Annotated in this window: 19 protein-coding genes; 12 read left to right on the top strand and 7 right to left on the bottom strand. The window is 72.8% G+C overall.

Translation table 11 applies throughout. The features are described 5' to 3' along the window. Positions 1–18 precede the first annotated feature (18 nt). Positions 19–2,307, bottom strand: coding sequence for a TIM-barrel domain-containing protein (locus tag ACZ6QO_RS27855; protein ID WP_465854692.1), 2,289 nt, complete (start codon positions 2,305–2,307; stop codon positions 19–21). Positions 2,308–2,500: 193 nt separating this feature from the next. On the opposite strand from ACZ6QO_RS27855, the gene ACZ6QO_RS27850 reads away from it, so the two are divergent. From ACZ6QO_RS27850 to ACZ6QO_RS27820, 7 genes are all read left to right on the top strand, one after another. Next, entirely contained in the window at positions 2,501–4,468 is a 1,968-nt protein-coding gene (locus ACZ6QO_RS27850) for a beta-galactosidase (protein ID WP_465854690.1), read from the top strand. 389 nt (positions 4,469–4,857) lie between these two features. Then, positions 4,858–5,013 carry a hypothetical protein gene (locus ACZ6QO_RS27845; protein ID WP_465854688.1) on the top strand — a complete coding sequence of 52 codons (156 nt, stop codon included), beginning with the start codon at positions 4,858–4,860 and terminating at the stop codon, positions 5,011–5,013. Positions 5,014–5,171: 158 nt separating this feature from the next. Then, positions 5,172–7,145: a B12-binding domain-containing radical SAM protein gene (locus tag ACZ6QO_RS27840; RefSeq protein ID WP_465854687.1), complete on the top strand. Its 1,974-nt coding sequence runs from the start codon at positions 5,172–5,174 to the stop codon at positions 7,143–7,145. A gap of 60 nt (positions 7,146–7,205) precedes the next feature. Next, entirely contained in the window at positions 7,206–7,400 is a 195-nt protein-coding gene (locus ACZ6QO_RS27835; protein WP_465854685.1) for a hypothetical protein, read from the top strand. A 182-nt stretch (positions 7,401–7,582) separates the two neighbouring features. Next, positions 7,583–9,022, top strand: a complete 1,440-nt coding sequence (locus tag ACZ6QO_RS27830) for a hypothetical protein (RefSeq protein ID WP_465854683.1) — start codon at positions 7,583–7,585, stop codon at positions 9,020–9,022. Between the two features lie 13 nt (positions 9,023–9,035). Continuing rightward, positions 9,036–11,315: a hypothetical protein gene (locus ACZ6QO_RS27825; protein WP_465854681.1), complete on the top strand. Its 2,280-nt coding sequence runs from the start codon at positions 9,036–9,038 to the stop codon at positions 11,313–11,315. Between the two features lie 13 nt (positions 11,316–11,328). Then, complete coding sequence (locus ACZ6QO_RS27820; protein WP_465854680.1) at positions 11,329–11,601, top strand: ester cyclase; 273 nt, start codon at positions 11,329–11,331, stop codon at positions 11,599–11,601. 21 nt (positions 11,602–11,622) lie between these two features. Here the strand turns inward: ACZ6QO_RS27820 and ACZ6QO_RS27815 are convergent, their stop codons facing one another. Beyond that, positions 11,623–12,432, bottom strand: coding sequence for an MBL fold metallo-hydrolase (locus tag ACZ6QO_RS27815; protein WP_465854678.1), 810 nt, complete (start codon positions 12,430–12,432; stop codon positions 11,623–11,625). Positions 12,433–12,653: 221 nt separating this feature from the next. Further along, positions 12,654–13,172: a winged helix-turn-helix transcriptional regulator gene (locus ACZ6QO_RS27810; protein WP_465854676.1), complete on the bottom strand. Its 519-nt coding sequence runs from the start codon at positions 13,170–13,172 to the stop codon at positions 12,654–12,656. A gap of 77 nt (positions 13,173–13,249) precedes the next feature. Between ACZ6QO_RS27810 and ACZ6QO_RS27805 the strand changes: the two genes are divergently transcribed. Next, the gene (locus ACZ6QO_RS27805; protein WP_465854674.1) at positions 13,250–14,614 is read left to right on the top strand and encodes an MFS transporter; all 1,365 of its coding nucleotides are present in this window, start codon (positions 13,250–13,252) and stop codon (positions 14,612–14,614) included. A 131-nt stretch (positions 14,615–14,745) separates the two neighbouring features. Here the strand turns inward: ACZ6QO_RS27805 and ACZ6QO_RS27800 are convergent, their stop codons facing one another. After that, a complete protein-coding gene (locus tag ACZ6QO_RS27800; RefSeq protein ID WP_465854672.1) occupies positions 14,746–15,219 on the bottom strand; it encodes an Lrp/AsnC family transcriptional regulator in 474 nt (157 codons plus the stop codon). Between the two features lie 107 nt (positions 15,220–15,326). On the opposite strand from ACZ6QO_RS27800, the gene ACZ6QO_RS27795 reads away from it, so the two are divergent. The 4 genes from ACZ6QO_RS27795 to ACZ6QO_RS27780 all read left to right on the top strand — a co-directional run bounded on the left by ACZ6QO_RS27795 (position 15,327) and on the right by ACZ6QO_RS27780 (position 19,926). Further along, positions 15,327–16,586 carry an amino acid permease gene (locus ACZ6QO_RS27795; RefSeq protein WP_465854670.1) on the top strand — a complete coding sequence of 420 codons (1,260 nt, stop codon included), beginning with the start codon at positions 15,327–15,329 and terminating at the stop codon, positions 16,584–16,586. 115 nt (positions 16,587–16,701) lie between these two features. Then, entirely contained in the window at positions 16,702–17,397 is a 696-nt protein-coding gene (locus tag ACZ6QO_RS27790) for a TetR/AcrR family transcriptional regulator (protein WP_465854668.1), read from the top strand. Next, a complete protein-coding gene (locus ACZ6QO_RS27785) occupies positions 17,390–18,313 on the top strand; it encodes an ABC transporter ATP-binding protein (protein ID WP_465854666.1) in 924 nt (307 codons plus the stop codon). The genes ACZ6QO_RS27790 and ACZ6QO_RS27785 overlap by 8 nt, the downstream gene beginning before the upstream one ends. Continuing rightward, positions 18,310–19,926 (top strand): ABC transporter permease, encoded by a 1,617-nt coding sequence (locus ACZ6QO_RS27780; RefSeq protein WP_465854664.1) that lies wholly within the window; start codon positions 18,310–18,312, stop codon positions 19,924–19,926. The genes ACZ6QO_RS27785 and ACZ6QO_RS27780 overlap by 4 nt, the downstream gene beginning before the upstream one ends. 109 nt (positions 19,927–20,035) lie before the next feature. On the opposite strand, the gene ACZ6QO_RS27775 is transcribed toward ACZ6QO_RS27780, so the two are convergent. The 3 genes from ACZ6QO_RS27775 to nrdR all read right to left on the bottom strand — a co-directional run bounded on the left by ACZ6QO_RS27775 (position 20,036) and on the right by nrdR (position 24,632). Further along, the gene (locus ACZ6QO_RS27775; protein WP_465854662.1) at positions 20,036–20,977 is read right to left on the bottom strand and encodes a diacylglycerol/lipid kinase family protein; all 942 of its coding nucleotides are present in this window, start codon (positions 20,975–20,977) and stop codon (positions 20,036–20,038) included. A 137-nt stretch (positions 20,978–21,114) separates the two neighbouring features. Beyond that, positions 21,115–24,015 carry a vitamin B12-dependent ribonucleotide reductase gene (locus ACZ6QO_RS27770; RefSeq protein ID WP_465854660.1) on the bottom strand — a complete coding sequence of 967 codons (2,901 nt, stop codon included), beginning with the start codon at positions 24,013–24,015 and terminating at the stop codon, positions 21,115–21,117. A gap of 155 nt (positions 24,016–24,170) precedes the next feature. Further along, positions 24,171–24,632, bottom strand: coding sequence for a transcriptional regulator NrdR (gene nrdR / locus ACZ6QO_RS27765; protein WP_465854658.1), 462 nt, complete (start codon positions 24,630–24,632; stop codon positions 24,171–24,173). Between the last annotated feature and the right edge of the window lie 166 nt (positions 24,633–24,798).

Below are 24,798 nucleotides of genomic sequence, written 5' to 3'. Positions count from 1 at the left end.
GGTGTTTCTCCAGGTGTGCTAACCGACGACGACCGTGGCAGGGGCGCCGGCGACGGGAGCGATTTCGACGTTGGTGATCGGCAGGGGACCTGTGACGCCGACGCGCAGCACGTCGCCGTCCCTGATGGCGGTGACCGTCGTGTCACCGTCGACGTCCCGGATGATGGTGTGGCCCTCGCCGCCCCCGTAGGCGACGACGGAGACGTCGGTGAACGGGCCGTCGCCGACCGTCTCGCGCACCTCGGTCACCGGGATGAGCGCGCCGTGGCGCACGAACAGCGGGATCTGCTCCAGGGACTTGGCGACGGTGACGTAGCGGCCGCCTCGGTGCACCTCGTGGGTCCAGTAGTCGATCCACTCGCCCTGCGGCAGGTACACCTGCCGGACGCCGTCCGGGGAGGTCATCGGGGCGACGAGCAGGTCGCGCCCGAGAAGGTACTCAAGGTCGGCCTGCCAGGCCACCGGGTCGGCGGGGTGGTCCACGCACAGCGCGCGCATCATCGGGGCGCCGGTGCGCGCCGCCTCGACCGCGGCCGAGTAGATGTAGGGCATGAGCCGGTAGCGGAGCCTGATGGCCTCGACCACCAGTTGCTCGACCGCGGGGAACTCCCAAGGCTCGCGGCTGGTGGTGCCGTGGAAGCGGACCAGCGGCGACAGCGCGCCGAACTGCGCCCACCGCACGTACAGGTCGTCGGTCGGGGTGCCGGTGAAGCCTCCGGCGTCGTGGCTCCAGAACGGCACGCCGGACAGGCCGTGCGACAGGCCGCCGCGGATGGTGCTGCCCATGGCGGGATAGGAGGTGTAGGTGTCGCCGCTCCACTGCGCCGCGTGCCGCTGGCCGCCGAGGTAGGACGAGCGCGCCCACACCAGGCCGTGGCCGTTCACCTCGCGGGTGACCCCCGAGACGACGTCGTTGAACAGCAGCGAGTAGACGTTGTGCAGCTCGGTGCCCGTCATGCCGTTGTGCGCCAGGGCGTCGCTCGGTACCCCCTCGGCGAAGTCGGTCTTGAACAGCGCGACGCCCTGCCGCAGCAGCCCGCGCAGCAGGTCCTGGAACCACGCCACGGCCGCGGGGTTGGTGAGGTCGACGATGCCACAGGCCGGGTAGGAGCCGTGCCAGGAGTCGGCGATGTAGGTCTCGCCGTCCTGGTTCCTCAGGAAGTACCCCTTGCCGGCGGCGTCGGGGAAGGCCGGGCTGAGGTGGGAGACGTAGGGGTTCATCCACAGGCACGTCGCGAAGCCCTGTTCGCGCAGGGTGGCGAGCATGCCGGCCGGGTCGGGGAAGCCGTCCGCGTCCCAGCGCAGGTCCGACCAGTGGCCCTGGGCCTGCCAGTAGCAGTCCAGGTGCAGCACGTCGCAGGGGATGCCGCGCTCGCGGATCTTCCTGGCCCGCGCCAGCACCCGCTCCTGGCTGTCCTTGAAGAACCCCGAGGAGATCCAGCTGCCGAACGCCCACTTGGGCGGCAGCGCCGGTGAGCAGGTGAGCGTGTCGTAGCGGGCCAGGATCTCAGGGACGGACGGGCCGGCGATCAGGTAGTAGTCGATCAGGTCGTCCGGCACGACGATCTCGACGCAGCTGTGCGTCGAGCGGCAGACGTCGAACTCCACCGGCATGCCGCTGTCCACCAGCAGGCCGTACCCGCGGCTCGACACGAAGAATGGAATGTTCTTATACGAACGATCGGATTCTGCGCCAAATGCGTCAAAGTTCCACATGAGCGGACGCTGGCCGCGTTTGTCGAGCGGGGTGAACTTCTCCCCGAAGCCGCCGAAGTGCTCGTCCGGCTGGGCCACCAGGCTCTCCTGGTAGGCCACCGCCACGCCGTCCACCAGGGAGCGCCCGAACGGCAGCGTGCGCAGCCGGCCGCTGATGTCCACATGGCCGGGATCCTGCTCGGTCAGCAGCCGCCCGTCCGCGGCGGTGAACCGCAGGTGCCAGGGGTCAAGGGTGATCTCGGCGCGCACCGCGCCCGCGTCCACCACGACCCGCCCCTCGCCGGCCTCCACCCGCGCGCCCGTGTACCGGCCGGGATGCACCATCTCGACGGCGCGGGCCGAGCGGGTGCGCGCCGCCACGTCCTCGCCGAGCCGCACGCGGATCACGCCCTCGCCGGCCACGGTCACCTGGACGACGAGCACCTCCTCCGCCGAGGTGGAGACCTTGAAGGTCACCCCCTCGCCGCCCGCGGCCATCACCTCGGCCCGCACGAGCGCGGAAAGCCCCTGCTCCCCCCGTGCGCGTACCGGCAGCTCCGGCGGATCGGCGCTGAAGTACTCGTGCGCGACCAGTGGGGGACGGTACGGCATTTCGGCACTCCTGGCGGTCCGAGTGATGACGACGCGAATTAGTTTGCCGACTATACGAACAAACGTCAACGCCCGCGACCCCCGGCGCAGGCGCCGTTGACAGGCCCGTGGAGGCTACTTAGTTTGGGCATCGTACGAACACCGGCGCCCGCGACCGTGAAGCCGAGGAGAGGCCATCGACCGTCCCCAAGGCGTGCGCGGGCTGTGTTACGGCGGCGACTACAACCCCGAGCAGTGGCCCGAGGAGGTCTGGCGCGAAGACGTCGCCCTCATGCGGGAGGCCGGGGTCAACCTCGTCACCGTCGGCGTCTTCGCCTGGTCGCGGCTGGAACCCGAGCCCGGCCGGTACACCTTCGGCTGGCTGGACCGCGTGCTCGGCCTGCTGCACGAAGGCGGCGTCCAGGTCTGCCTGGCCACCCCCACCGCCTCTCCCCCGCCCTGGTTCGGCCTCGCCCATCCCGACGCGCTGCCGGTGACGGCCGACGGCACGCGGCTCACCCATGGCAGCCGCGACACCTACTGCGTCTGCGCCCCGGCGTACCGTGAGGCGTCCGTGCGCGTCGCCCGCGCCCTCGCCGAGCGCTACCGCGGCCACCCCGCGCTCGCGATGTGGCACGTCCACAACGAGTACGGCACCTGGTGCCACTGCGACCACGTGGCGGCCGCGTTCCGCGACTGGCTGCGGGCCCGGCACGGCTCGCTGGACGCCCTCAACGACGCGTGGACCACCGCGTTCTGGAGCCAGCACTACGGGCGGTGGGAGGAGATCGCCCCGCCCAGGGCAACCCAGTACCTCGCCAACCCCTCCCACGTCCTGGACTTCCGCCGTTTCCTGTCCGCGGCGATGCTCGGCCACTACCGCGCGCAGAGGGCCGTGCTGCGCGAGCTGACGCCGGGGGTGCCGGTGACCACGAACTTCGCCTTCGGCGGCTGGGTGCCGGTGAACCCCTGGGAGTGGGCGGGCGAGGTCGACCTGCTCGCCGTGGACCACTACCCCGACGACGCCGGCCGCGCCGCCGAGCAGAGCGCCTTCGCCGCCGACCTCGCCCGCGGCTGGGCCGGCGGGCGGCCGTGGCTGCTGATGGAGCAGGCCGCCGGCGTCGTGTACACGGGCCCGCGCATGCGCGCCAAGCGGCCGGGCGAGATCGCCCTGCACAGCCTCCAGCACATCGCGCGCGGCTCACGCGGCGCCATGTTCTTCCAGTGGCGCGCCTCGCGCGGCGGCGCGGAGCAGTGGCACGGCGGCATGGTGCCGCACGCGGGCCCCGGCGGCCGCGTCCACCGCGAGGTGCGCGACCTCGGCCGGCTGCTCCCCCTGATCGCCGAGTACGGCGACGGCGGCGACGTCCAGGCGGACGTGGCGATCGTGTGGGACCCGGAGTGCTGGTGGGCGCTGGACGCCTCCGCCCTTCCCTCCGCCGAGCCGCGCTATCCGGACGCCGTCCAGCAGGCCCACCGGGTGCTGTGGCGCGGCGGCGTCACGGCCGACTTCGCCCACCCGGCGGGCGACCTGCGGCGCTACCGCATGGTGCTCGTGCCCGCCCTCTACCTGGTCTCCGACGCCACCGCCCGCAACCTGGCCGCCTACGTCGAGCAGGGCGGAACGCTCGTCGTGTCCTTCTTCAGCGGCATCACCGACGAGCACGCGCGGGTGCGTCTCGGCGGCTACCCGGGCGCGTTCCGCGACCTGCTGGGCGTCCACGTCGAGGAGTTCCTGCCCCTTTCGGAGCCCGTGCGCGTCCGCCTCCTCGACGACGGCGGCCGGGACGTCGCGGGGACGGTGTGGAGCGAGCGGGTCGAGACGCGCGGGGCCGGCGTCCTGGCCCGTTACGAGGGAGGCGTGCTGGACGGCCTGCCCGCCGTCACCCGCAACGCCCACGGCGCCGGGCAGGCCGTGTACGTGTCCACCGGCCTTGACGACGCGGCCTACGCCGCCGTCCTGGCCGCGGCGGGCCTGCCGGTCTCGTCCGCCCCGCCGGGACTGGAGCTGGTGCGGCGCGCCGGCGAGGGGGTGAGCTGGCTGTTCGCCCTCAACCACACCTCCGGCCACCAGCGGGTGCCGGCGGGCGGAACCGATCTGCTCTCCGGCGCCGAGTCCACCGGCTCGCTCCACCTCGCGCCGGGCGGCTGCGCCGTCCTTCGCCTTGACGCGCCTTCCTGAGCGCCCACCACGGCTCCGCCGCCCGAACCGTGCCCACTACCCGGGCAGCACCCTGACCTCGGCGCTCGGCAGCCCGGTCCACCAGCGGTCGTGGCGGCGGTAGGCCGCCGGGTGCAAGCGTGCGGCAACAGAACGGCAAGCGGCCCGCGCAATAGTGTGCCCAGGCACTCCGTACCCGACCGGAGGAGGAACGCGATGAGACGCATCACGATCGCCCGGCCCCGGCCCGGCCACCGCCCCGAGACGGTGATTCCCCTCGATCTGCGGTCGCCTTCCGGGCGTCCGCTCCCATACTAGAGATCTTTACAATAGTCTTACGCCGACCTCTGTAGACATCTTTGGTAACGAGATCATCACGCCGGGGGGGCTCGATGAGAAGGCTTGCGGCAGTGCCCGCGTACGTTCCACGGCACAAGGTGCGCGACATCCGCTCCGCGCATCGCCGCAAGCCTCCACACGAGGGCAAGGTCGTCCATCTGCAGGCCTACACCGGCCGCAATGTGATCAGCTTTCCCCGTCCCGGTGGCGGCACACCCGCCGCCTGACCGGCCGCGGCCGCATTGAATATCACTTTCCGCCCAGCCATTTCGCAAATCCGCTCAATCCGCCCAAAACACAGTTGTGATCATAAAAAAAGAGTTCTGGACGGAAACAAGGGGCTTCTCTAGAATCGGAGGAATCTGCCCTTATAGCGGGGGTGCGCATGCGCATCGCGCTTGTGACCTGTTTCAATGCCGACTGGCACCACGGCAAGGTGCCCTCGCCTTATGTGCCCCTCAACCTGCTCACCTTGGCGGCGCACGTGCGCGCCGCCGGGCACGAACCCGTCATCGTGGACCAGACGCTCGCGCTTTTCGACGGCACGGCGACCGACGGTCCCGATTTCCACCGTGACGTCGCCGGCCACATCGCCGGGTTACACCCCGATGTCATCGGATTCACCACGATGTGCAATTCCTATCCGCAGACGCTGGCGCTGGCCGGCGAATGCCGCCGCCACGCCCCGGACGCGAAGATCGTCCTCGGCGGCCCGCAGGCGACGGTCGTGGACGTGGCCACGCTGACGGAGTTCACCTGGATCGACGCGGTCGTGCGCAACGAGGCCGACGTCTCCCTGAAGGCCATGCTCGACCGGCTGTCGGGCGACGGCGACCTGCGGCGCGTGCCCGGGGTGACCTGGCGGCGGCCCGACGGCGCGGTCGAGCGGAACCCCGACGCGCCACTGTTGCAGAACCTGGACGAACTGCCTTATCCGGCCTACGACCTCTACCCCCTGGACCAGATCAGAGTGGGTCTGGCGCCGGTAGAGGCGGGGCGGGGCTGCCCGTACGGCTGCACGTTCTGCTCCACCAACGTCTATTTCAACCGTCGTTATCGCATCAAGTCGCCTGAGCGGCTGGTCGCCGAGATGCGGTTCCTGCACCGGTCCTACGGGTTCTCCCGCTTCGACCTCGTACACGACATGCTGACCGTCGACCGCCGGTGGGTGCGGCGGTTCTGCGAGGTGCTCACCAGCGGCGGCGACGGCTTCTCGTGGGGATGCAGCGCCCGCACCGACAGGGTGGACGAGGCGCTGCTGTCGGAGATGGCGGCCGCCGGGTGCATGGGCGTCTTCTTCGGCGTGGAGACCGGCGCCCAGCCGTTGCAGCCCTCCATCAAGAAGCGGCTCGACGTCTCGCGGGTCCTTCCCGTCATCTCCTCCTGCGTCGAGAACGGCATCTCGCCCACGGCCTCGTTCATCACCGGGTTCCCCGACGAGACGGTGACCGACGCGCTCGACTCCTTCGGCCTCGCCCTGGATGTACTGCAGCTCTCGCAGAAGACCTCGGCGCAGATGCACCTGCTGGCCCCGCTCACCGGCAGCCCGTTGCACGCCGAGCACAAGGACGACCTGCGGTTCGACGGCCACAGCTCCGACATCTCGCTGTTCCTGCTGAACGAGGCCGAGATCTCGCTCGTCCGCCGCCACCCCGCCGTCTTCTCCAACTTCTACTTCATCCCCACCCCGCACCTCGACCGCGAGCTGGCCAAGGCCGTCTCCGCCGCCACCTACACCTGCCCGCTGCTGTTCATCGCGTTGCGGCACGCCGGCGCCGACCCGCGCCGCGTCCTGACCGGCTGGATCGCCTGGCAGCGCCGCAACCTCTCCGGGGAGCAACGCGCGCAGGACTATTTCCTGTACCGCTTCGTGCTCGACCTGTGCGCCTACGTCAGGGCCGAACTGCTGCCCGAGCTGACCGGCCGGGCGCCGTACCTGCCCGACCTCATCAAGTACTTCGAGGTGCGCTACGCCCTCCAGCGCGGCCTCATCCCGCACGCCACGGTCTTCCGGCCGTTCGACTGGGATGTGCAGGCGCTCAGCGCGTCGTTGCGCGGCGCCGACGGCCCGCCCGACGCCCTGCCCGGCCCGCACGACCTGCTCTTCATCGACCTGAAGCTCATGCGACAGCGCGGCTACGTCTTCCTGGAGGCGCGCGTGCCCCGCACGCGCAATCCCCTCGTCCGGGCCGGCGACATCCTGGAGATCCGCGACCTCGCCCGGCAGCTCGTCAGCCGGCCGCAGCTCGTCGTCCGCAACATCTCGCAGCAGAGGGGCTTCACGACCAGGCACCACCTGGAGGAACGGCACCTGAGGGCGATGGGGCTCATCCCGGCGCCGGCCGCCGGCCCCGCGTAGCCGAGGCGCCGACCAGCCGGGGACGCCGGGCGCGAACGGAACACCAGATCGGAGGAAACGGTGGACAACACTCCCGACACGACCACACCGTTCGACGAGCTGCCCTTCGAGCGGCTGCCGTTCGACGAGCTGCCGCTGGAGGAACTGCCGATAGAGGACCTCGGGCTGGTGGAGCTCGAATCCCGCGTGGAGGCGGAAGGCGAGGCCGGCGGGGTCGTCACCGTGGTCACGCAGATCGTCACCGCCCAGTGGTGACCGGCCGCCGCCCCGGGCCACCGGGCGCGGCGCCCGCCGACAAGCAGACGCACCTCGACCGGCAGACACACGCCGACCGGCAGACACACGCCGATGGGCGAACGCACGTCGATGGGCGGACGCACGTCGATGGGCAGACGCACGTCGACCGGCGGACGCACGTGGGCTGGCAGGGAGACGGCGTGCTGGTGCAGGACGCGCGCCGGCCGGTCGCGCGCCGGCTGCGGCGCGCCCTGAGCGTGGACGGTCTCCCCGCCATAGCCGGCCTGCCCTCCGAACGCCGCATCGCGGCCGGCATCGACACGCGCGGCTTCTACACCTACCCCCTGCTGTTCTACGGCGCCTTCCCCGGCGTCTCGCTGGCGCAGCTGCGCACGCTGTGCACCTGCGGGTCCCTGCTCTTCGACCACGTACTGTGCCTGGACCAGCTCTGCGACCGCCCATCGCCGGACGATTCCGGCACGGTGCTGCTCAGCACCGCGCTGTACCGCGAGGCGCTCGGCATGCTGCACACTCTGTTCCCGCCCGGCAGCCGCTTCTGGCCCCACTTCGACCGCCACTACCAGCACTTCAGCCAGGCCACGCTCGCCGAGGGCTGCCGCCATCGCGGCCTGGTCACCCCCTACCCGCCGGACGACCTGGAAATGATCTACTCGGGGAAGTCGGCGGTCGCCAAGAGCTGCCTGGCCGCTCTGGCCGTGCTCAACGGTGACGAGCACGCCATCGAGCCCCTGGAGTCCTCGCACGACCTGTTCTACATCGGTTTCCAACTGGCCGACGACCTGGCCGACTGGCGCGCGGACTACGAGCGCGGGATGTACACCTACCCGCTGACGCGGGCCTTCCTGTCCGCCGGCCGGCGCGGCCGCGTCGAGTCGGACGACCGGCCGAGCGCGCGGGAGGTCGGCGAGCTGCTCACGCGCTCGGGGGCGGCCGAGGAGACGCGGGCGCTCGCTCTGCGCTATCTGGCGCGGGCCGAGGCGGCGGCGTCCGGATTCGCGGTGGACGGCTGGTCGGCGATGATCCAGAGCACCCGCCGGCGAATCGCCGCGCCCACGCCCGGCGGGGAAAGCACAGCCGAGCCCGTGGCCGACGGGGAATGCGCAGCGGAGCCCGCGCCGGGCGGGGAGATCCGGATGCGCTGGAGCGGCGGGCGCGCCGCCGACGCCCCGATCGCCCGCGCCTGGTACGCCTGGCTCGCCCCCACCAGGGAGCCGCGCGTCCGCGACGAGGGAATCCTGCGCGAGCAGGCGGGCATCCTGTCCGAGGGGCGTGGCGCTCGTTCCATGCGCGAGGCGCTGTACGACGTCGGCCGCGCCGTCCACGCCTCGCTCCGCGCCTTCCCCGGGCAGGGCCTGGAGGCGCATCTCGGCGTGTCGGCGGGGGAACTTGCCTGGCTGCGGCGCCACGACGCCTGGCTCGACGGGGCGCTGACGGCCGCCCTCGACCAGCCGCCCGAGCTGTGGAGCGCCGCAGAGCCCGCTTCGGGGTGGGCACCGCCCGCGGTGGGCCGCTACCTGGGCCATCGGCTGATCGCCGACTGCGCCGGAGGGCCGGTGGCCGCCGTGACCCCCTCCATGGACGCCGTCTTCCAGCGCCACCGCGACCGGTCGGTCGCCTGAAGGGGGGCCGGGGATGACGTTGCTCATGGTCGAGACGCGACGCGCCGACGAGACGTTCGGCCGGCTCTGGTCGGCCTGGCGACGCGAGCACGGCCACACCGGCCCCTCCGGGCGGCACGCGGCCGACGCGCTGTTCGACCATTTCCCCTTCCTGCTCTGGGAGCACTTCCCCGCGGTCCCGCTGGGGGCGGCCCGCCGCATCGCCCTGGCCGCCCGAGCCCACGGCATGGCGTCCGCGCTTGAGGACGCCTGCGCGCGCGGCGAAGTCGAAACGCCCGGCACCATCCCCAACCCGCACACCGGCCCCCACACCGGCACGGACACCCACACCGGCGCGGCCCTCGCCTGGCTGTACGATTTCGCGTGCCGTCGGCTGGAGCCGCTCGTCCCGCCCGGCGCCCCGTACTGGCGGCTGGTCGCGCGAAGTCGCCGGCCGCCGACCCCCTCCCGCTGGAGCGACCTGCCGAACGCGACGGCGGCGGCCTTCGCGGCCTGCGGCGGCGACCGCGAGTTCGTGCCGCCGGTCCAGCGGTCGCAGACCCACCTCTACGCCGGCCTGGCGCTGTACCGCGACTGCGTGCGGTGGAAGCGGGACTTCCTCGGCGGGTACCGTTCGCAGGTCGTCGGCCCGGTCCTCGACGCGCTCGGGATCACGCCCGGAACAGCCGCGCCCCGGGGAAGATCCGAGGCCGGGGCGCCCGGCGGTCCCTCCGGAGCCGTGGCGTCCTGGAGCACGACCCGAGCGGACGCGCCCGGCGGCATGGCCGGCGCCGAAGAGCGCGCCGCGCTGCTGCCCGCCGCCGCCCGCGTCTTCCACTACGGCGGGGTCGCCGAGCGCGCGCTCGACGCGGCGGCCGAAAACCTCGCCCGTTCGATGGCCGCCGTCACCGACCTGCCGCCGGTCGCCTGGGCGGCCATGCTCGCCCGGTTGCACGGCGACGTGCTGCGGCTGCGCTCCGACCTCGCGGAGACGCGCGCCCGCCACCTGGCGCCGGCACGCGCCCGCGCCGTCGCTCGGCCGCGTCCCCCGGCCGCCGCGCGCCTCGGCGACATCGGCGACATCGGCGACATCGGCGACATCGGCGACATCGGCGACAAGGCGGTGGACGCCGCCGTCGCGCACCTGAGCCGGGAGCAGTACGCGGACGGCCACTGGGGCGACTTCCTGGTGCTGACCCAGCAGAGCACGTCATGGACCACCGGATATGTCGGCTGGAACCTCGCGCACGCGGGCGTCCGCGAGCCCGGCCTGGAAGCGGCCGCGCGGTGGCTCGTCGAGAACCGCTCCCCCGGCGGCGGCTGGGGTTACAACGGCCACTGGCCGGCCGACATCGACTCCACCGCGAACGCCCTGCTGTTCCTGGTCGACCGTCCCGGTGTCGACCTAGCGGCGCTGCGGCCGGAGCTGGACCATCTGATCGCGGCCCAGGCCCCTGACGGCGGCTTCACCACGGTCGGCGATCTGGACGCCTGGCTGGTCCGGTTCCGCGCGCCCACCGACGACGCCCCGGGCTGGACGGCCGCGCATCCGTGCGTCACCGCCATGGCCGCGCTGTTGCTCGGCCGTGTCGGCGGCGACCGCGCCTCGGCCGCGGCCGAGGCGGCGCTGACGTTCTTGACGCGATGCCAGCGTCCCGAAGGGTACTGGGACGCCTACTGGTGGGTGGGCCGGCTCTACACGACCTGCCGGGCGGTCCAGGCGCTGTGCGCCGCCGGGCGGGCGCTGCCCGGGACCGATCGGGCGCTGGCCCGCGCGGCAGGCTGGTTGCTGCGGAGCCGGCGGCCCGACGGCGGCTGGTCCGGCGGGCTCCAGGAGGCGAGCGGCGCGTTCCAGACCGCGCTCGCCGTGCAGGCCCTGTGCGAGCTGCGGGACGTCCACCACGACCGGCACACCGTCGACCGGCACGCCGTCGACCAGGACGCCATCGACCAAGACGCCGTCAACCAAGACGCCGTCAACCAAGACGCCGTCGACCAAGACGCCATCGACCGGGATGCCGTCGAGCGGGCTGTGGCGGGCGGGGTGCGCTGGCTCGCCGGCCACCAGCGGCCGGACGGGAGCTGGCCGGTCGAGCCCATCCTGCGCGTCCCCGGGCCGGCCGTCACCGAGCCATGGCGGGGCGTCGCGTGGACCGAGTCGATCCTCGGCCTCGACATCGTCGTGCCCGACTGGCGTCGCCTGTTCACCGGTGCGGCCGCCGTACACGCATTGCGCCGTGCCGCCGACCGGGAGAACCACCCCACGCGAGAGTCCGCGCTGAAGAGAACCGTCACACGCGAGAGCACGCGCTGAAAGGAGAGAGCCGATGTCAGAGCCACCGGCATCGAAGAACCGTCCGGTGCGCATCCGCGCGACCGGCCCTGAGGAGGTGCGGCGGCTGACCGCCATGATCCGCGCCGCGCTCCCCGACGCCACGTTCTCCGTCCAGGAGCGGGTGACGGACGACAAGGGAGCCGTCGCGGTCGTGGTGACGGCCCGGGGCACGCACACCGGCCAGGTGGGCGACTACGCGCCGACCGGCGAGCCGGCGACGATCGTCATCGTCTCAAGCGTCGCGGCGCGCACCAGCGCGGAGTAGCGTCCGGCGCGCCGGGAGCGGTCAGGACGAGACGGGACGGGCGAGGGCTTCGGAGGTGAAGGTCTCGGGGTACGGGGAGCGGGCGAGCGCCTCGGCGCGGGTCAGCTCTCCGGCGGCGACCGCCCGGCACAGCTCGGCGACCTCGGCCAGCTCGGCGCGCTGCGCGGCGACGAAGCCCGCGTCCACCGGTTCGCCGTGTCCGGGGACCACCGTGCGCGGCCCGGCCTCCGCGAGTGCCAGCAGCCGATGCAGCGCCGAGGGCCACGCCTGGGGGTAGGCGTCGCCGAACGACGGGGGCGCGCCCTGTTCGACCAGGTCGCCGGCGAAGATCAGGCCGCTGTCCGGCACGTGGACGACCAGGTCGTGGCCGGTGTGCCCGGGACCGGGGTGGGCCAGTCGCACCAGCCGGCCGCCGAGGTCGATCTCGGCGGCGGTCTCGACCGGCCGGTCGGGGAGCACGACGCGCGCCCGGGTAAGCCGCCCGGCCGCCTCATCGTCGCCCTGCCGGCGGTGATGCTCCGCCCAGACCGACCGTTGCGCCTCGCCGGTCGCGACCAGGTCGGCGCGGCAGCCCGCCTGTGCCCAGACCGGGCACTCACCGAACGCCGCCGTGCCGAAGCAGTGGTCGAAGTGGGCGTGGGTGAGGACCACCGACCACGGCAGGTCGGTCAGCTCGCGCACGGCCGCCGCGAAGGCCTCGCCCTGCTCCTCGTCGGCGCCGGTGTCGATCACCAGGCAGGCGCTGTCGCCCGCCACCAGGCCGAGGGTGAGGTCGAGTTCGGCGTGCCGCCGCGCCCAGGCCCGGTCACCGACCTCGATCCACCGGCCCACCGGCCACCTCCGCCCTCGACGACGGCCCAGTCTAACGAGCGGGCAGACCCCGCCCCGGCAGCCGCCGGCGTCTGGACGGGAGGGGTCAGGGCAGCGGGCCGGCGGGCGGCCCGGACCGGCTGTTCGGGCGCCTCAGCAGGGTCATCGAGGAGGTCGAGAAGCAGCGGCAGGCACCGGTTCGGGGCGGAATAGGCGACGCCGGCCTCCGAGTCGGTGTGGGGTCAGGGCAGGGGTTCCAGGAGGCGGTGGGGGACGCGCATGGCGACGCTGACCGGGTCCTCACGGCCGCCGGGCAGGCCGGGGCCGGGGCGGACCTCGACCTCCTCCGGCTCGGTGTGCCGGCCGCACGCGGTGCAGGCGGCGTACCGGTCGAGCGGGGCGTCGCACGGCACGTGGAAGTACTCGCGCCATGGCTTGCCCTCGGACACCCGCTCCTCACCCCAGCACGCCAGCGTGTAGATCGGCGTCCACAGTCCGCGGCCCTCGGCGGTCAGCACGTACTCGTCGCGCGCGGGCGACTCCTGGTAGCGGTGCCTGGCCAGCAGCCCGGCCTCCACGAGGGTTTGCAGCCGCTGCGACAGCACGGCCCTGGGGATGCCGAGGTGGGTGAGGAAGTCGCCGTAGCGGCGGACCCCGTAGAGGGCGTCGCGGATCACCAGGAACGTCCAGCGTTCGCCCACCAGTTCGAGGGCGCTCGCCAGAGCGCACTGCTGCCCTTCGTAGTTCTTGCCCAGTGCCATGCCTCCACCATAGTTCATTCAACGAACCGAGACGTGCTACCTTCGGTTCACTCATTGAACCAAGGAGGTCCCCCGCCGTGTCCGTCGCCACTTCCCTCGCCCCGCCGGCATCAGGGACGACACGAACGACCCTCGGGGTGGCCTGCGCCGCCCCTCTGCTCGCACTGGTGAACTACACGGTCCCGGTGGTCACCGTTCCCGAGACGGCGCGGTCCCTCGGCGCCGGCCCCACCGGTCCGGCCTGGATCATCAACGGCATCTCCCTCGGGCTGGCCGCCGCGCTGCTGGTGGCCGGCGCCATCGCCGACGACCACGGCCGCAGGCGTACCTTCGTCGTGGGCACGGCCGCCCTGGGCGCCGCCGCCGTCGTCGCCGCCCTCGCCCCGAACACACTGGTGTTCGTCCTGGCCCGCATCGTCCAGGGCGCGGCGAGCGCCGCGCTGCTCGCCGCGAGCCTCGGCATGCTCGGGCACGCCTTCCCCGCCGGTCACGAGCGCGTCCGGGCCACCGGCCTGTACGGGTCGATGCTCGGTCTCGGCATCGCCGTCGGCCCGCTGGTGTCCGGGGCGCTGGCCACAGCGGCCAGCTGGCGCGGCGTCTACTGGACGGTCGCGGCGGCGTCCGCCGTCCTGGCGGTGGTGGCCCACCGCTCGCTCCAGGAGTCGCGCGCGGCCGAGCCGCGGCGGGTGGACGTTCCCGGCGTGGTCACGCTCAGCCTCGGCCTCGCCGCCCTGGTGGCCGGGGTCGTGGAAGGACGGCTCGGATGGGAGCGGCCCGTCGTGCTCTGGGCCCTCGGCGCCGGAGCCGTGCTGCTGGCCGCCTTCGCCGTCATCGAGATCCGCCGCCGCGAGCCGCTGCTCGACATGGAACTGTTCGGCCGGCCCCTGTTCCTCGTGGCGACCGGCGGCGCGCTCATCACCGGGTTCGCCCTGCTCGGCCTGATGAGCCTCCTGCCCGCCATGCTCCAGCTCACCCGGGGCCTGACCCCGTTCGGCACCGCCGCGCTGTCCACCATCTGGTCGGGCCTGTCGTTCGTCACCGCGCTGTACGCCCGCCGGGTGCTCCCGCACGCCACGGCCCGGCTCGCGGGCGGCCTCGCACTGTCGGGAGTGGGCACCCTGGCGATGTTCGGCCTGTTCAGCGACTGGTCGTGGTGGAAGATCGTGACGGCCCTCGTCGTGTCCGGCATCGGCAGCGGGCTGGTGAACGCCTCCCTCACCCATCTGGCCATCGAGAGCGTGCCGCAGCACCGGGTCAGCATGGGGTCCGGGGCGAACAACACCGCGCGGTACGTCGGGTCGTCGCTGGGCGTCGCGGCGGTCGCCTCCGTCGTCGGCGTCTACGGGCCCGGCACGGGCATGGACATCGGCATCGTCGTCTGCGCCGCCCTGATGCTGATCACCGCGCTCGCCGTCCCCTTCGTCCGGGCCCGCCGGGCCTGACCCGCTCCCGCGCCCCCTTCTCCCGAGGCCGCGGACGGGCGCCGCGGCCTTCCCCGAGGCCGCGCGAGGGGGCGCCGTGGCTTGCCCGGAGGCCGCGCGGACGGTGCCACGGCCGGCCCGCGGGCCGCGCGTCATCCGGCGGGCGGCGGGTCGGGCAGCCTGGTCAGGACCGTGTTGTGCAGGCGCTGGAAGATCATCGAGGTGCGAAAGCCCACGATCTCCTTGCGTTTGCTCAGGCGGTCGAGCAGGAACGCGTGCAGGTGCTCAAGATCCTGGGCCGTCACGTGGAGCAGGAAGTCGTCGCCCCCGGAGAGCACGAAGACGCTGAGCACCTCGGGCAGCCGGCCGACGGACTCCTTGAACGTGGTGATGACCGTGCGGCTCAGCGGGCGCACCTGCACGGCCACCATGGCCTGGACGCCCCGGTTGAGCGCGCCGAAATCGATGTCGGCGTGGTAGCCGCGGATCACCCCGCGCCGGGTGAGCGAGCGCACCCGCTCGAGACAGGTCGACGGGGCCACGCCGAGCCGCCGGGCCAGCTCGCGGTTGGACTGCCGAGCATCTGTCTGGAGAAGGCGGATTATCTCCGCATCAAGTTCGTCCATATACGGCATTCTTCCTCCGTTCCGTTCATACGTTCGCCTAGAACGCCATCCCGACATACACATGACTAGCTTCGACGGTGTTCATCGGCCGTTCGAAGGGATCCGTCATGCGATCGCCGACCAGGGCCGTGCGCGCGGCGCACGCGTCGGGGCACACCTCCGGGCACAGGCTCGGCATCGGGCAGGGCACCGCGATGCTGGTGGGAGCCGTGCTCGGGCCCGGGGTCCTGGCGCTGCCCGGCCTCGCGGCCGCCTCGGCCGGCCCCTCCTCGATCGTCGCGTGGGCCGGCCTGCTGGCCTTCAGCGTGCCGGTCGCCGTCACCTTCGCCGCGCTCGGCGCCCGCCACCCCGGCGGCGGGGGCGCGGCCGCGTTCGCCGCGCGGGCCTTCGGCCGGGCCGCCTCCACCGCCGTGGGCTGGTGGTTCTACTTCTCCATCCCGATCGGCGTGCTCGCCGGCGCCCTCATCGGCGCACAGTACGTCGCCACCGCGCTCGGGTTGGGCTCCGGCGGCACGCTGGGCGTCGCGGTCATGCTGCTGACGTGCGCCTTCGCCGCCAACCACGCGGGGCTGCGGGTGTCCGGGCGGCTGCAACTGGTGCTCACCGCCCTGCTGGCGCTGCTGCTGGTCGCCACCGTGCTGGTCGCGGCCCCGCACATCCGCACGGGCGGCTTCGTGCCGTTCGCCCCGCACGGCTGGGGCGGGGTGGGGCACGCGGCGGGGGTGCTGTTCTTCGCCTTCGTCGGCTGGGAGGCGGCCAGCCACCTGTCCGGCGACTTCGCCGACCCGCGCCGCGACCTTCCCCGCGCCACCGTGCTGACGCTCGCCATCGCCGGCGCGCTGTACCTGGCCCTGGCCACCACCACGGTCGGCGTGCTGGGCGCGGAGGCGGCCTCCACTCCCGTGCCGCTGGCCGCCCTGCTCGAACGCGGGATCGGGCCCGCCGCCCACCCGGTCGCCGCGGCGGCGGCCGTCCTGCTGTCCTTCGGCGCCGTCAACACCTACATCGCGGGCGCGGCCCGGCTCGGGGTGACGCTCGCCCGCGAGGGCGCGCTGCCGGGGCCTCTGGCGGCGGGCGCGGCGGCCGGTCGCGGGCTGGCGCTGCCGGCCGCGCTGACCGCGCTGTCGGTGGCGGCGGTCACGGCCTGGGGACTGGATCTGGACACGCTCATGCGCGTCACCTCCGCCTGCCTGGCGGCGGTGACCTTCGCCGGCTGCGCCGCGGCGACCCGCCTGCTGACCGGCCGCGCGCGCTGGACGGCCGCCGTCGCCACGGCCTTCACCGTCGTCGTGCTGGCGTCCTGCGGCCCGTACCTCGTCGTCCCGGCCGTCCTGGCCGCCGCAGGCGTGCCGGTCCGCCGCCGTTGACGGGCTCGCGATCGCCTCGCGACCGGAGGAACGGGCCCTATGGACGACCGGCTATACATGTGTGTAGTCTCATATACGAGCGAATAGGAAGTTGCCCCCCGAGATAGGAGACCCTGTGACGGCGACCGGGCCGGACCCCGAGGACCTGACCGCGCGAGCCCGAATCCGGGAGGCCGCGTTGCGGCAGTTCGGCGAGCACGGGTTCGAGCGGGCGACCATCCGGGGCATCGCCGCCGACGCCGGCGTGTCACCCGGGCTCGTCCGCCATCACTTCGGCTCCAAGCAGGGGCTGCGCGAGGCCTGTGACGACCACCTGGTCAAACTGGTCCGCCGGTTCAACGACCAGGTCAAAGCGGACACCGACTTCCACGACCTGAGCTACGTGCCGGCCTCCCGCGCCGCGTTGAAGCCCTACCAGCGCTACATGGCCCGCGCGCTGGCCGAGGGAGCCGCCGCCCCTCTGTTCGACGAGATGGTCCAGATGACCGAAGAGTGGCTCGCCGCCATCGACGCCAGACGCACCGCTCCCCCGCTCGTCGACCTGCGGACGCGTGCCGCGCTCGGCACCGCGATGGCCCTGGCCGTCCCGGTGCTCTACGAGCACGTGTCCCGCGGGATGGGCGTCGACATCTTCAGCCCCGAAGGCGACCGGCTGCTCTCCCGGGCGATGCTCGACATCTATTCGCATCCCCTGATCAGCCCGGAGGAGGCCGCCGTGCTCAGCGACGCCCTCGACAAGACACCCCTCCGGGCCACCCCAGCCGAGCGCGAAGCCACGCTCGGCCGACACGAGGAGCACCACGATGACTGACGCCATCTCGGCGGCGGGGCTCGTCAAGACGTTCGGCCCCACCCGCGCGCTGGACGGCCTCGACCTGGTCGTCCGGACCGGAGAGGTGCACGGCTTCCTTGGGCCGAACGGCGCGGGGAAGAGCACGACGATCCGCGTCCTGCTCGGCATGATGCGAGCGGACGCCGGCACCGCCCGGCTGCTCGGCGGCGACCCGTGGGCCGACGCGACCGAGCTGCACCGCAGGCTGGCCTACGTCCCCGGGGACGTCACCCTGTGGCCCCAGCTCTCCGGCGGCGAGGTCATCGACCTGCTCGGCCGCATGCGCGGCGGGCTGGACAAACGGCGCCGCGCCGAGCTGCTGGAGCGCTTCGACCTCGACCCCCGCAAGAAGGGCCGCGCCTACTCCAAGGGCAACCGGCAGAAGGTCGCCCTGGTCGCCGCGCTGGCCTCCGACGTCGAGCTGCTGCTGCTCGACGAGCCGACCTCCGGGCTCGACCCGCTGATGGAGGAGGTCTTCCGCGACACGATCCGCGAGGAGAAGCGCCGCGGCGACCGCACCGTGCTGCTGTCCAGCCACATCCTCGCCGAGGTCGAGGCGCTGTGCGACCGGCTCACCATCATCCGCGACGGCCGCGCCGTCGAAACCGGCACCCTGAACGACCTGCGCCACCTCACGCGCACCTCCATCGACGCCGAACTGAGCTCGCCGGCCGCCGGGCTGGCCTCGATGCCCGGCGTGCACGACCTGCGCACCGACGACGGCCGGGTGCGCTTCGACGTCGAGGCCCCCGCGCTCGAACCGGTCCTGCGCGAGCTGGCGGCGGCGGGCGTCCGCCACCTCGTCAGCCGGCCCCCGACGCTGGAGGAGCTGTTCCTGCGGCACTACGACCGCTCGGGCGCGGCGGCCGCGAGCGAAGCGAAGGTGTCGCGATGAGGATGAGAGAGCTGACGGGCGCCGGCGGCCTCGTGCGCCTCATCCTGCGGCGCGACCGATGGCTGTTGCCGTCATGGGTGCTGGTGATCGGCCTCGTCCCCATCTCCTATGTGGCCTCCTTCGAGGAGCTGTTCCCCACGGCGGCGGCACGGCAGGCGTACGCCCAGGCCAGCGGGCACAACGGGGCCTTCGTCGTGCTCTACGGCCCGCTGTACGGTTCGAGCCTCGGCGAGCTGGTCGCCTGGCGGGCGGGCTTCATCCCCGTCATGATCGGGCTGTTCTCCATGCTGACCGTCATACGGCACACCCGCACCGAGGAGGACGCCGGCCGCCGCGAGCTGCTCGGCGCGACGGTGGTGGGCCGGCACGCCGGCCTCGCCGCCGCCCTCGCCACGGTCGCCGCCGCCGATCTTGTCCTGGGCGCGGTGCTCGCCACCGGTCTGACCGGCCAGGGCCTGCCCGCCGCCGGGTCATGGGCGCTCGGGCTCGGGTTCGCCGCCGCCGGGTGGGCGTACGCCGCGATCGCCGCCGTGGCCGCGCAGCTGACCAGCGGCGCGGGCGGCGCGCGCGGCATCGCGATCGGCGTGCTCGGCGCGACCTACGTCTTCCGGATCGCCGGCGACCTCAGCGGCCTGTCCGACGCGCGCACGCTCGAATGGGCGTCCTGGCTGTCGCCGATCGGCTGGGCGCACCGCACGCGCCCGTACGCCGGCGAGACCTGGTGGCCGCTCGCCCTGGCCGCCGCCGTCACCGTGCTGCTCGCCGCGGCGGCCGTCGCCCTGTCCGCGCGGCGCGACATCGGCGCCGGCCTGCTGCCGCCCCGCCTGGGCCCGGCCTCGGCGGCGTCCTTCCTGCGCTCGCCGGCGGCGCTGGCCTGGCGCCTGCACCGCGCCCTGCTGGCCGGCTGGGCCGGGGGGATCCTCGCGCTGTCCCTGGTGATGGGCTACCTCGGCGCCGGCATCGGTGACATGGTGCGCGACAACCGCGAGCTGCGCGACATCTTCCTGCGCCTGGGCGGCGTCAACGGGCTCGTCGACAGCTACTTCGCCGGGACGCTCGGCCTGTTCGGGCTGCTCGCCGCCGGATACTCCATCCAGGCCGCCCTCAGGCTGCGCGACGAGGAGGCCACCGGACGCGCCGAGCCGGTGCTGGGCACCGCGGTGGGCCGGACGCGCTGGGCGGCGAGCCATCTGGCGTTCTCGCTGCTGGGCCCGGCCGCCGTCCTGGCCGTCGCCGGACTGGGCATGGGGGTGACCCACGGCCTGAACACCGGGGACGTCGGCCGCGAGGCGCTCCGCCTGCTGGCGGGGGCGATGGTGCAGCTGCCGGCGGTGTGGGTGCTGGGCGCGGTCGCGGTGCTGCTGTTCGGCGTGCTGCCCCGTTTCGCGGCCGCGAGCTGGGGCGCTCTGGTGGTGTGCCTGCTGTTCGGGCTGGTCGGCCCGGCGCTGCGGCTGGACCGGCGGCTGCTGGACATCTCGCCCTTCACCCACCTGCCCAAGCTGCCCGGGGGCCAGATGAGCGCGGCGCCGCTGCTGTGGCTCGCGGCCATCGCCGCCGCGCTGACGGTCGCAGGCCTCGCCGCCCTGCGCCGCCGCGACCTGCCCCGCGTCTGACGCCACCGCGCGGACGCGTGAGGCGCCGATCAAGGACGGCGGGCCGGTACGTCCGGACCGGCCCGCCGGTCACCCGAACGGCCCGTCCGTCACTCGGCCGGCCCGTCCGTCAATTCTGGGCCGCGCCCTCGTCGCCGGCCGTCCCGGCGCCGACCGGTTCACGCACGGGGGGCACGCGGACGGTGAGGGCGCCGGGCGCTATGGAGGCCTTGAGCTTGGTGGTCTCCTCGCGGTCGCCGCCGTCCAGCTCGTACATCAGCGGGGCGCCGAACTTGGCGGACACCTTGCGCGCCCGGGTGACGCGGACGAAAGGCGACTCGTCGGAGCGGCCGGCGGTCATCCGGCTCAGCACCCGCGCCCACTGGATCGGCCCCTTGGCGGTGGAGACCCCGACCTCCAGCCATCCGTCGTCGGGGCGGGCGTCGTCGAACGCCTCGATGCCGCCGGTGATCGTGCCGACGTTGCCGAGCAGCAGGCAGCTCGCGTCGCCCTCGAACCACGTCGTGCCGTCGATCTTGACGGTCATCGGCACCGGCCGCCCGCCGACGTGCCGCACGGCCGCGCTGATGTACGCCAGCCGGCCGAGCCGCCCCTTGGCCTCCCGGTCGGCGTCGGCGATCATCTCGGCCTCGAACCCGGCGCCGGCCATGACCGCGAAGTGCTCCCCGTTGAGCACTCCCAGGTCCACTTTCCTGCGCTCGCCGTGGAAGCCGATGCGCACGGCCTCCTCCAGGTCGGCGGGCACGCCCATGTCCGCCGCGAACAGGTTGGCCGTCCCGGCCGGCAGGATGGCCATCGGCACCCCCGACCCGGCCAGCACGTCGGCGCAGCGCTGCACCATGCCGTCGCCGCCCCAGACGAACACCAGGTCGGCGCCCTGCTTGAGCGCCTTGCGGACCTTCTTGGGCGCCTTCTTGCTCTTGGGGACCTCGAACCAGAGCAACTCCCCGACATTTTGCTCGCTGACCAGCACGCGGAGCCGGTCCAGCCCCGCGCCGAGCGTCTTCTTGCGATGAGCGATGACCGCGACCGTGGCAGACGTGGCAGACATGGCTTTCGACTACCCACCAGCGGCGGCTTAAGCCTGCCGGAGATCGAACGGGGAGCCGGCGGCTGCCGGCTCCCCGTTGGCGGCCGATCGCCCGTGGCCCGCCCCGCGCGGCGGAAGCGGACCATCGGGGCGGCCGGTCAGCTGCAGCCGCTGGTGCTGCCGCAGCCTTCGCAGACGTAGCAGCTGCCCGCCGGGCGCATGTTGGTGCCGCAGGTGAGGCACAGCGGCGCGTCGGCCGTGCGGCCCTGGTGGCTCTCCAGCGCCGCCGTGCCGTTGGCCCGCGCCGGGGCGGCCGGCGCCTCCGGCGTCACCGCGGCCGTCCCGCCCGCGGGCCGGGTGTCCGCCTCGGGCCTGTCCTCGGGGACCTCCTCGATGGGCGCCGACTGGGCCAGCGCCGCGGTGTCGATGATGACCTCCTGGGCCGCGGCCGGGTCCTCGCCGCGCTGCTGCGCGGCCCGCTCGGCCGCCGAGAACACCCCGAGGGCCGCCCGCTCGTCGTAGGGCAGGTGGTCCAGCGCCAGGCGGCGGAAGATGTAGTCGACCACCGAGGCCGCGATGCGCACGTCCGGGTCGTCGGTCATGCCCGACGGCTCGAACCGCATGTTGACGAACTTGCTGACGAAGGTGTCCAGCGGCACGCCGTGCTGCAGGCCGACCGAGATGGCGACCGAGAAGGCGTCCATGACGCCCGCGAGCGTGGACCCCTGCTTGGACATCTTCAGGAAGACCTCGCCGAGGCCGTCGTCGGGGTAGGACGAGGCCGTCATGTAGCCCTTGGCGCCCCCGACCGTGAAGCGGGTCGTGGTGCTCGGCCGCTGATTGGGCAGGCGGCGGCGCTTGGGCCGCGGCACCTCGATGACCTGCACGACCGGCTCGGCGGCCTTCTCAGCGGCCTTCTCGGCCTTCTCGGCCTTCTCGTCGGACTTCTTGGCGATCGAGAGCGGCTGGCCGACCTTGCAGTTGTCGCGGTAGACCGCGAGGGCCTTCAGGCCGAGCTTCCAGCCCTCCAGGTAGACCTGCTCGATGTCCTCGACGGTCGCCGACTCGGGCAGGTTCACGGTCTTGGAGATGGCGCCGGACAGGAACGGCTGGGTGGCCGCCATCATGCGGACGTGGCCCATCGGGGCGATGGCCCGCTCGCCCATGGCGCAGTCGAACACCTCGTAGTGCTGCGGCTTGAGGCCGGGGGCGTCGATGACGTGACCGTGCTCGGCGATGTACTCGACGATCGCCTCTGCCTGCTCGGGCTGGTAGCCGAGCTGCTTGAGCGCGCGCGGGACGGTCTGGTTGACGATCTGCATCGAGCCGCCGCCGACGAGCTTCTTGAACTTCACCAGCGCCAGGTCGGGCTCGATGCCGGTGGTGTCGCAGTCCATCATCAGGCCGATGGTGCCGGTCGGCGCGAGCAGCGACGCCTGCGCGTTGCGGTAGCCGTTCTTCTCGCCCAGGCGCAGGCACTCCTGCCACTGCTTGGTCGCCTCGGCCAGGACCGGCCGGTCGAGGGCGTCCATCGCGCGCAGGCCGTCGTTGGCGGCGGCGTGCTTGCGCATGACCCTCTTGTGCGGCTCGGCGTTGCGCTTGTAGCCGGCGTAGGGCCCGACGATCGCGGCGAGCTCGGCGCTGCGGCGGTAGGACACGCCGGTCATCAGGCTGGTGATGGCCGCGGCGACCGAGCGGCCGCCCTCGGAGTCGTAGGCGTGCCCGGTGGCCATCAGCAGCGCGCCGAGGTTGGCGTACCCGATGCCGAGCTGGCGGTACGCGCGCGTGGTCTCGGCGATCTTCTCGGTCGGGAAGTCGGCGAAGGTGATCGAGATGTCCATCGCGGTGATGATCAGCTCGGTCAGCTTGACGAACCGGTCGACGTCGAAGGTGTCGTCGTCGCGCAGGAACTTCAGCAGGTTGATGCTGGCCAGGTTGCAGGAGGAGTTGTCCAGGTGGACGTACTCCGAGCAGGGGTTGGAGGCGGTGATGCGGCCCGTCTCGGGACAGGTGTGCCAGTCGTTGATGGTGTCGTCGTACTGCACGCCCGGGTCGGCGCACTCCCAGGCGGCCTGGGCCATCTTGCGGAACAGCCCCTTGGCGTCGACCTCCTCGATGACCTCGCCGCTCAGCCTGGCCCGCAGCCCGAAGCGGCCCCCCGCCTCGACCGAGCGCATGAACTCGTCGGAGACCCGGACCGAGTTGTTGGCGTTCTGGTACTGGACGGAGACGATGTCCTTGCCGCCGAGGTCCATGTCGAAACCGGCGTCGCGCAGCGCGCGGACCTTGTCCTCCTCGCGCGCCTTGGTCTCGATGAACTCCTCGATGTCGGGGTGGTCGACGTCCAGGACGACCATCTTGGCCGCCCGGCGGGTCGCGCCGCCCGACTTGATGGTGCCCGCGGAGGCGTCGGCGCCGCGCATGAACGACACCGGCCCGCTGGCGGTGCCGCCGCTGGACAGCAGCTCCTTGCTGGAGCGGATGCGGGAGAGGTTGACCCCCGAGCCGGAACCGCCCTTGAAGATCACACCCTCTTCCTTGTACCAGTCGAGGATGGACTCCATCTGGTCGTCCACGGCGAGGATGAAGCAGGCGCTGACCTGCTGCGGGGAGGCCGTGCCGACGTTGAACCAGACGGGGGAGTTGAAGCTGAACACCTGGTGGATCAGCGCGTGCTTCAGCTCGTGGTCGAAGATCTCGGCGTCCTCGTCGGAGGCGAAATAGCCGTTCTCGCGGCCGGTGCGGGTGTAGACCCCGACGACGCGGTCGACCAGCTGCTTCAGGCTGACCTCGCGCTGCGGGGTGCCGACGGCGCCGCGGAAGTACTTGGTGGTGACGATGTTGGCCGCGTTGACCGACCAGAACTCGGGGAACTCGACGCCACGCTGCTCGAAGTTCACCGAGCCGTCCCGCCAGTTCGTCATCACGACGTCACGGCGTTCCCAGCGCACCTGGTCGTACGGATGCACGCCGGGAGTGGTGTAGACACGCTTGATCTTCAGGCCCTTGTGCGGCCGCTTGCCCCCGCGCCCCACTGAGCCGCTCACCGTCTCCGTCATGCTCTCCCCCTTCCGGGGCCCCAAGGAGCCCTCGTCTCGGAAACACATCGTCACGCCGCTGGCATCCCCCGGCGCCGGGGCAACATCTGGTTGTCAAGCCCTGACGGGCCCGTCGGCGCCGCTGGCGGGCCCCGCGGCCCGCGCCGGCGGCGCGCTCAGTCTTGTCTGGCCGCTCGCGCCGACCTGAGCTGCTGGATCTCCTCTTCGAAGTCGGCGAGCGTCTCGAACCCCCGGTAGACGGAGGCGAAGCGCAGGTAGGCGACCTCGTCCAGCTCGCGCAGCGGCCCGAGGATGGCCAGGCCCACCTGGTGGGCCGGGATCTCGGCGGACCCGGTGCCCCTGATGCTCTCTTCGACGCGCTGGCCGAGCTGGGCCAGCGAGTCTTCGGTGACCGGGCGCCCCTGGCACGCGCGGCGCACTCCGGCGATCACCTTGTCGCGCGAGAAGGGCTCGGTCACGCCGCTGCGCTTGCTCACCATCAGCAACACAGTCTCCTGTGTGGTGAACCGGCGCCCGCACTCAGGGCAGGTGCGCCGCCGGCGGATCGCCGCGCCGTCCTCGGTGGAACGGCTGTCGATGACCCTCGTGTCCGGATGACGACAGAATGGACAATGCACGTGTCGCCTCCTTTTCTCGGCTCCCGCGGGTCACGCGGGCACCACTCCCGGAATGACGGGAGCCGAGGCGTCCGCCTCGGTAAAAACCGCCCTAAGTTTGCGCATTCGCGAGACGCTTGACGGTCGCGGCCGGCGCTGCGCGAATAGGCTCGCGCACGCCCTGCGG

This window comes from Sphaerisporangium sp. NPDC049457, from assembly GCF_055586705.1.
The sequence above is the reverse complement of the archived record's forward strand: the minus strand, read 5'-3'. Positions and strand labels throughout refer to the sequence as shown.

Bases quoted from the DNA above. Each gene is read 5' to 3' on its own strand.
- ACZ6QO_RS27855 (WP_465854692.1), bottom strand. From the start codon at position 2,307: ATGCCGTACCGTCCCCCACTGGTCGCGCACGAGTACTTCAGCGCCGAT.
- ACZ6QO_RS27840 (WP_465854687.1), top strand. From the start codon at position 5,172: ATGCGCATCGCGCTTGTGACCTGTTTCAATGCCGACTGGCACCACGGC.
- ACZ6QO_RS27825 (WP_465854681.1), top strand. From the start codon at position 9,036: ATGACGTTGCTCATGGTCGAGACGCGACGCGCCGACGAGACGTTCGGC.
- ACZ6QO_RS27820 (WP_465854680.1), top strand. From the start codon at position 11,329: ATGTCAGAGCCACCGGCATCGAAGAACCGTCCGGTGCGCATCCGCGCG.
- ACZ6QO_RS27810 (WP_465854676.1), bottom strand. From the start codon at position 13,172: ATGGCACTGGGCAAGAACTACGAAGGGCAGCAGTGCGCTCTGGCGAGC.
- ACZ6QO_RS27800 (WP_465854672.1), bottom strand. From the start codon at position 15,219: ATGGACGAACTTGATGCGGAGATAATCCGCCTTCTCCAGACAGATGCT.
- ACZ6QO_RS27795 (WP_465854670.1), top strand. From the start codon at position 15,327: ATGCGATCGCCGACCAGGGCCGTGCGCGCGGCGCACGCGTCGGGGCAC.
- ACZ6QO_RS27785 (WP_465854666.1), top strand. From the start codon at position 17,390: ATGACTGACGCCATCTCGGCGGCGGGGCTCGTCAAGACGTTCGGCCCC.
- ACZ6QO_RS27780 (WP_465854664.1), top strand. From the start codon at position 18,310: ATGAGGATGAGAGAGCTGACGGGCGCCGGCGGCCTCGTGCGCCTCATC.
- ACZ6QO_RS27775 (WP_465854662.1), bottom strand. From the start codon at position 20,977: ATGTCTGCCACGTCTGCCACGGTCGCGGTCATCGCTCATCGCAAGAAG.
- ACZ6QO_RS27770 (WP_465854660.1), bottom strand. From the start codon at position 24,015: ATGACGGAGACGGTGAGCGGCTCAGTGGGGCGCGGGGGCAAGCGGCCG.